Origin of the sequence: Brevibacillus sp. RS1.1 (genome assembly GCF_013284365.1) — a bacterium.
GTDB lineage: Bacteria > Bacillota > Bacilli > Brevibacillales > Brevibacillaceae > Brevibacillus > Brevibacillus brevis_D.
This window is the reverse complement of the sequence record NZ_JABSVA010000023.1, coordinates 1-7101: the sequence shown is the minus strand read 5'-3', so window position 1 is coordinate 7101 and position 7101 is coordinate 1. Positions and strand designations below refer to the sequence as shown.

4 protein-coding genes are annotated in these 7101 nt (G+C 44.5%); 2 read left to right on the top strand and 2 right to left on the bottom strand.

Going from position 1 to position 7101, the window contains the following annotated elements:
* Positions 1-394: 394 nt before the first annotated feature.
* Both HP570_RS29045 and HP570_RS29040 read right to left on the bottom strand, forming a co-directional pair.
* The gene (locus HP570_RS29045; RefSeq protein ID WP_173627958.1) at positions 395-1774 is read right to left on the bottom strand and encodes a sensor histidine kinase; all 1380 of its coding nucleotides are present in this window, start codon (positions 1772-1774) and stop codon (positions 395-397) included.
* A complete protein-coding gene (locus HP570_RS29040; RefSeq protein WP_173627957.1) occupies positions 1771-2460 on the bottom strand; it encodes a response regulator transcription factor in 690 nt (229 codons plus the stop codon). Before HP570_RS29040 ends, HP570_RS29045 begins: the two co-directional genes overlap by 4 nt.
* Positions 2461-3021: 561 nt before the next feature.
* Here HP570_RS29040 and gyrA point away from each other — a divergent pair.
* Positions 3022-5556, top strand: a complete 2535-nt coding sequence (gyrA, locus tag HP570_RS29035) for a DNA gyrase subunit A (protein ID WP_173627956.1) — start codon at positions 3022-3024, stop codon at positions 5554-5556.
* A 166-nt stretch (positions 5557-5722) separates the two neighbouring features.
* Positions 5723-6814 carry an HD-GYP domain-containing protein gene (locus HP570_RS29030; RefSeq protein ID WP_173627955.1) on the top strand — a complete coding sequence of 364 codons (1092 nt, stop codon included), beginning with the start codon at positions 5723-5725 and terminating at the stop codon, positions 6812-6814.
* The last annotated feature ends 287 nt before the right edge of the window (positions 6815-7101 follow it).

The window sequence follows — 7101 nt, the reverse complement described above, 5'->3', positions numbered from 1 at the left end:
ATCCAAGTCGGATGGTTTTTTTGCACTATTTGAAGACTGAAATTTCTGACGTATGTTTTTTGAAAAAGAGTTATGTCATTATGAGACAAGCCTCTTCCAGTCGGATCCACTAACAGTATAGCTAGTATTTCTCCCTCTTCTCGCTGGATTTCCGGTAATGCTGCTTCCCACAGCGTTATCCTCTTCTACGCTTACTTTTGGCTTAGTCATTGTCTTCTATGGCTTAGATTGGGTAGCTATTGGCTGCACATCAATTAGGTGCTGCTGTGCTGTATACGGTGGAGGAGTCATTTAAAGTTATGCGAATTGGAAGGAACGCGCTTGCGGCGAAAGTTCGGGAACATGTAGCGGTAAATATATAGATGGAAAGAAAAACACCCGAGTAGACACTAGATCACTCGGGTGTTCGTGAGTTTTCAGGCTGGGGATACAAGGGGAGGGTGATGCGAAAGATAGCGCCGTGGAGTCGGCCGTTTTCTGCCTGAAGACAGCCGTGTGAACGTTCGATAATTGCTCGAGAAATAGCTAGCCCCAGTCCGACATCACCATTTTTTCCTTTCACAAAACGATGAAATAAATGAGGGAGAAGTTCTTCCACGATGCCCTCCCCATCATCTTGTACTTCTATCTGGAGTTGACGTTTGCCTGACTTAATTTCGATCGTGATCTGATCCTTGGCATGGCGCAAAGCATTTCCAATGATATTCAACAAGGCTTGAAGAAACTTTCCTTCATCTACGTACACTACGTCATTGGTTTTAGTCGGAGGTACTGAAATCGTTACATTGTGTTGGAGCTGCAAAGGGTGTAAACGCTCAATGGTACGAGTCACCAGGTCGGTAGCGGAATGCCACGAGGGATCAAACAAATTCTCTTCACCTTCAAGCTTGGCCAACAATATAATTTCAGTCACAATATGCTTCAATCGATTGGTTTCCTCTACGATGACATCAAAACCCTTTTCAGCAGCAGCATCAACAAAAACACCATCGCGAATTCCCTCGGCATAGCCTTGAATGGACATGAGAGGGGTTTTTAGCTCGTGGGAAGCATTCTGTAAAAATTGCCGCTGGATTTCATGAAAACGATCGAGCTCTTGTGCCATAGAGTAAACACTATTCGAGACTTCAGCAATTTCACCGCGTGCAGGAATAAGTTGGACCTCGGAAAAACGCCGTGCTTGAACCTTTTTTATTTCTCTCGTCAATTTATGCAGTGGCTGCACCATACTACGCGTAATAAAAAAGCTGAGCAAAATGGTAGATACGGCTCCAATCAAAACGATGAGCAAGATGTTATTCGTCATTTCCATACGAGTGTCTTTAAGTCCACGTACAGGAGAGGCCAGAATCAGTCGTTGCTTTTCGTCGTTTTTAAAAGGCAGGTTAACGACCACATAATCATCGCTTCCGACCATCCATATGTTTCGATTTTGCCTTTTCTCCGCTTTACGCTCAAGGGCATCCATCCACCCATTCAAATTGGAAGAAGGCAGGGACGTGTAGAGTACTTTTTTCTTTTTGCCTAAGAGCAAAACTTCTATCTTGCGATTGGAGACGAGAAGCTTTTCGAGTTCTGCGACTCCCTCTGTTTCAATCTTTGCATTCGATTCGTTCATTTTTTCGATCCAGAATCGACCTTTTAGGTTTAATTCATTCTTTTGCTGCTCAATTAAATTATCAAGCAAAAATGAATTGATCAGGAAAGCTGATACCCCCATGACAAGACAGAGAAGAAGGGCGAACATCAACGTAATGCGAAATTGGATACTCATTCATCTTTCGTTCCTTCCAAAGTTCGCAGGCGATACCCAAAGCCCCAAACCGTTTCAAGAGGGATCTTATCCAGCTTTTTTCGGATACGACGAATGAGATCATCAACCACTCGATCACTTCCAAAATAATCAAATCCCCATATAAGAGAGAGCAGCTCATCACGGGAAAAAGCCCGATTCGGATGCTCCGATAAAAGGCTGAGCACTTGAAACTCTTTCGAGGTCACCTCTACTTCCTCCCCAAAAGAATATACAAGACGTTTTTCCTTATCTAAAACAAGAGCGCTAATAGCTGTTTCTTCCGCATGAGATTTCATTTGTTTCCAACGCTGGAGTGCCCGATTCACACGTGCCACTAATTCACGGGGACTAAAAGGCTTGGTGAGATAATCGTCGCTTCCTAGCTCTAGTCCAAGAATCTTGTCTACTTCTTCGTCGCGTGCGGAAACCATGATGATAGGCGTTTCTGAGCCAGCACGAATACGTCGGCAAAACTCATAGCCATTCATACCTGGCAACATGATGTCCAATACCCATAGATCGGGGGGATTCTCTTGCTCTAAAGTAATGGCCTCTTCGGCTGATTCAACGGCAGTTGTAACATAGCCTTCCTTTTGCAGATAGGCTTCGACGATCTGACGAATATTGATGTCATCGTCTACGATAGCAATGTGAAAGATCTTCATGGGATTCCTCCGCGAACCTTAAGATTCTCACTTTATTGTACATCTTCAAACAGACTTAAGCAGTTGTTGGAGGCATTTCCCACACTTTTCCCATACTTCCTTTCCTACGTTTCTTACAATAGTGTAAGGAAGTTGAAACCCAAATCGATAGGACTACGTGGTCATACTCTGTAAAATGAAAGTACATTCAATAACGGAGGGATACACCATGAGAAAACTACTACAGATGATCGTGATTACGTTCGGATTGTTAATCGATACGAAGACAATGATTCGCTTCTCTGAATTGGAAATGGTCGTGAAGCTGTAAAGATGATGATAACTACATGTAAAAAGACATGAAATTCTAGGCGCCAGAATGTAGGGGCCTTTTTTGTTTTTGTGTGATCCAGCGTGAAACAAAGCTGGAATATTTAGGGGTGATACGGAATGCGTGAGTGTACTACCAATTCAGAGGGAAATCTTAGGGAAATGGATTGATTCAAGTGGTTTTTTTGGACGTGTCCTCTCTCTATATGGTATAATGAAGTATTGTGATAACCAGTTGGAGGTTTACCCTTTATGGCAGAAGAAACTGCTCGGTTTCCAAAAGTCGATATTAGCCACGAAATGAGAGAATCGTTCATTAGCTATGCGATGAGCGTTATCGTCAGTCGGGCTTTGCCTGACGTTCGCGACGGTTTGAAGCCTGTACACAGGCGTATTTTGTATGCCATGCACGATATGGGCCTTACTCCTGACAAGCCGTTCCGTAAATCGGCAAACGTTGTCGGGGAAGTAATGGCGAACTACCATCCGCATGGGGACTCTTCCATCTATGAAGCGATGGTACGTATGGCCCAAGATTTTAACATGCGCTACATGCTGGTTGAAGGGCAAGGGAACTTCGGTTCTGTAGACGGCGACCCGGCAGCGGCGATGCGTTATACGGAGTCGCGTTTTTCCAAGCTCGCGCTGGAGCTTTTGCGCGATATTGATAAAGAAACGGTCGATTTCATTCCTAACTACGACGGACGCAAAGAAGAGCCGGTTGTATTGCCTTCTCGTTTCCCGAACCTGCTTTTGAATGGTGCATCAGGGATTGCTGTAGGTATGGCTACCAATATTCCGCCGCATAACTTGACGGAAGTTATTGATGGTGTCATTGCCATGATCGACAATCCTGATATTACGATTCAAGACTTGATGAAAATCATCAAGGGACCTGACTTCCCTACAGCGGGGGAGATTCTCGGTTACAGTGGTATTCGCCGTGCCTATGAAACAGGCCGTGGTTCCATTATTATGCGCGCCAAAACCCAGATTGAAGAGGATGGGAAAGGCAAACCACGCATCATCGTAACAGAGATCCCTTATCAGGTGAACAAGGCTAGACTCGTGGAAAAAATCGCGGAGCTAGTGCGCGAGAAAAAAATCGAAGGCATTACCGACCTTCGTGATGAGTCTGACCGCAAAGGTATGCGTATTGTCATGGAATTGCGCCGTGACGTCATTCCAAAGGTTGTATTGAACAATCTATTTAAGCATACCCAAATGCAGTCTACATTTGGTGTGAATATGCTGGCACTCGTTGATAGTCGTCCTCGTGTATTGAATCTGCGTGACATGCTCTATTACTATTTGGAGCACCAACGTGTCATTATCCGCAGAAGGACCGAATACGATCTCAAGCAAGCAGAAGCCCGTGCGCACATCTTGGAAGGCTTGCGTATTGCATTGGATCATATTGACGAGATTATCAGCTTGATTCGTTCTTCTCAAACCACGGAAGAAGCTCGCACAGGACTCATGGAGAATTACTCCTTGTCCTACGAGCAGGCACAGGCGATTCTCGATATGCGTCTGCAACGCCTGACTGGTTTGGAACGAGAAAAAATCGAGAACGAATACCAGGAGCTCATGGTAAAAATCGCAGAACTGCGTGCTATTCTTGCAGACGAAGCCAAAATCTACGCGATCATCCGCGATGAGCTGGGTGAGATCAAAGAGAAGTTTGGCGATGAAAGACGCACAGAAATTACTTTCGATGAGAATCATATCGAAGATGCTGATTTGATCCCAGAGGAAGATGTCGTAATCACCCTGACGCATGACGGTTATATCAAGCGTCTGCCTGTTTCGACCTACCGTTCGCAAAAACGTGGTGGACGTGGCGTGCAGGGATTGGGAACCAAGGATGACGATTTTGTCGAGCATCTGTACATTACCAACTCGCATGATTACATCATGTTCTTTACGAGCAAAGGGAAGGTGTATCGCCTAAAAGGATTTGAGATTCCTGACCTGAGCCGGACAGCAAAAGGTACCCCAATCATCAATCTCATTCAGATTGAAAAAGGGGAGCGAGTTAGTGCGGTAATCCCTGTGAAAGAGTTTGATCAAGAACATTACCTGTTCTTTGCGACCAAGAAGGGGATTATTAAGAAAACCACGCTGGAGTCCTATGAAAATATTCGCAAAGGCGGGCTAATTGCGGTTAACCTGCGCGAAGATGATGAGTTGATTGGTGTTCGTCTGACGGATGGCCAACAGCAAATCATCATGGGTACTCATAAAGGCATGTCCGTCCGTTTCAATGAGGGAGACGTACGTACGATGGGACGTAACGCCACCGGTGTGAAGGGGATTACCCTTGACGACGATGATGATGTCATCGATATGGACGTTATCAAGCCAAATGCAGAAGTGCTCATTGTAACGGCGAATGGTTACGGAAAACGGACTCCTGTCGATGAATACCGCATTCAATCTCGTGGCGGTAAAGGAATTAAGACACACAATGTAACGGATCGTAGCGGTCCGGTCGTCGGTCTGAAAGTCGTTGAGCCTGAAGAAGATCTGATGATTATTACCACTTCCGGTATCATCATTCGTACAGAAATGAAAGGTATTTCTGTGATGGGGCGCTACACGCAAGGTGTGAAACTGATCCGTTTGTCTGAAAATGAGCAAGTGGGATCAGTCGCCAAATGTCCTCCAACTGAGGAAGAGGATATGACGGATGAAGATGCAGAAGAGGGAATCGAAGATCTGCAAGACGGAGAGACTGTCGAAGCAACCGAGCCTATCGAACCTACCGAACCGACAGAGGAATAAAGAAAAATCACGACGAAAGCGTCCCGCATAATGTGGGGCGTTTTTTCTGTGTAAATGCAAAAGTTTGTTCAACCCATTGCTTTTTTCCTGCAAATGGTTTGGGTTTGAAGTAAAATTGGGAAATGGATACTATATCATTAACAAGTTGGATCGGGTGGTGAGCAGGTTGCCCAATGTGGAAGTGAAACAACTGACTCTTGGAGCGAAATTGGCTGAAGACGTATTTACAGCATTGGGAGGCATTCTTTTTGCAAAAGGAACCCCTCTCTATGAACGGGAAGTGCAATTCTTAGAAGCGTTCATGATCAAGCAGGTACAAGTAGAGGATTCAGGAGGGGATTTGACTGACCAAGGTGAACCAACCTCAACTAAGGTAGATGCGCCAGAAGCTTCTGATAAGTTTACCCAAGCTAAACCTGTGTTTCAGGAGTCATTTGATAAAGCAGTGTCTACACTGAAAAATTTGATGACCCGCGTACAAGGCGGCAATAACATACCAGTTATGGAAGTCAGAGAAGTTGTTACGCCGATCATTACGGAGTTTCAGCAGCAACCACAAGTACTTCTCTCCCTTCGGCGCTTTGCAAAGATGGATAGCTATGCCTACGAGCATGCCGTAGCGGTTGGGATTATTTCTTATATGATTGCAAAATGGGTCAAGGTACCTGAAAAGGAATGGATGCAGGTCGCACTGGCGGGTACATTGCTCGATATAGGAAAAACGAAAATTGATCGGCGGATTTTGCAAAAACCAGGGAAGCTTACGCCAGATGAATTCGAAGAGATGAAGAAGCATACCGTTTATGGCTACCAAATTATTAAGTCATCCCACGGTTTAAGTGAAGGTGTAGCATTAGCGGCTTTGCAACATCATGAGCGAGAAGATGGTTCAGGCTATCCATTAGGTTTGCCTGGTTCTAAACTGCATTTATACAGTAAAATTGTTGCTGTGGCCGATGTGTATCATGCAATGAGCTCGGATCGTGTGCATCAAAAGGCGTTGTCTCCCTATCAAGTCGTGGAGCAATTAGTGCAGGATAGCTTCGGGAAGCTTGATCCTACCATTGTTCGATCATTTGTGGAGGGGATCACTCAATTCGCTGTAGGAACGCTGGTTGAATTAAGTGATGGAACGATTGGGAAGATCGTATTTACAGATCGTAATCACCCAACGAGACCAATGGTTGAAACAGGGGGAAAAATCGTAAACCTAGTTGAAGTTCGACATTTATCTATTGTGAGAGTAATGGAACAGTAAAGGAGAGAGGCGAATGATTCGCCTCTCTTTTAATATAATTTAAAGAAATTCAATTTAATTATAAAAACCTCTTGTGTTGTCTAAAAATACGTGATAAGATACATCTTGTCGCTTCGATTGAAGCAACACTTCAAGAAGAAATGCCAATTAAGCTATTTACTTCTTGATCAGTGTTTGATAAAGTATTGAATTGTCGCCGCTAAGCGAAACAAGTTTCTTTAAAAAAGATCTTGCAAAAACCTAGGCGGTATGATAAGATAGAAAAGTCGCCTCGAGAGAGACGAACG

What these genes read in the sequence shown, in the direction of transcription:
- HP570_RS29045 (WP_173627958.1), bottom strand. Translation starts at nt 1,774, where the DNA reads ATGAGTATCCAATTTCGCATTACGTTGATGTTCGCCCTTCTTCTCTGT.
- HP570_RS29040 (WP_173627957.1), bottom strand. Translation starts at nt 2,460, where the DNA reads ATGAAGATCTTTCACATTGCTATCGTAGACGATGACATCAATATTCGT.
- gyrA (WP_173627956.1), top strand. Translation starts at nt 3,022, where the DNA reads ATGGCAGAAGAAACTGCTCGGTTTCCAAAAGTCGATATTAGCCACGAA.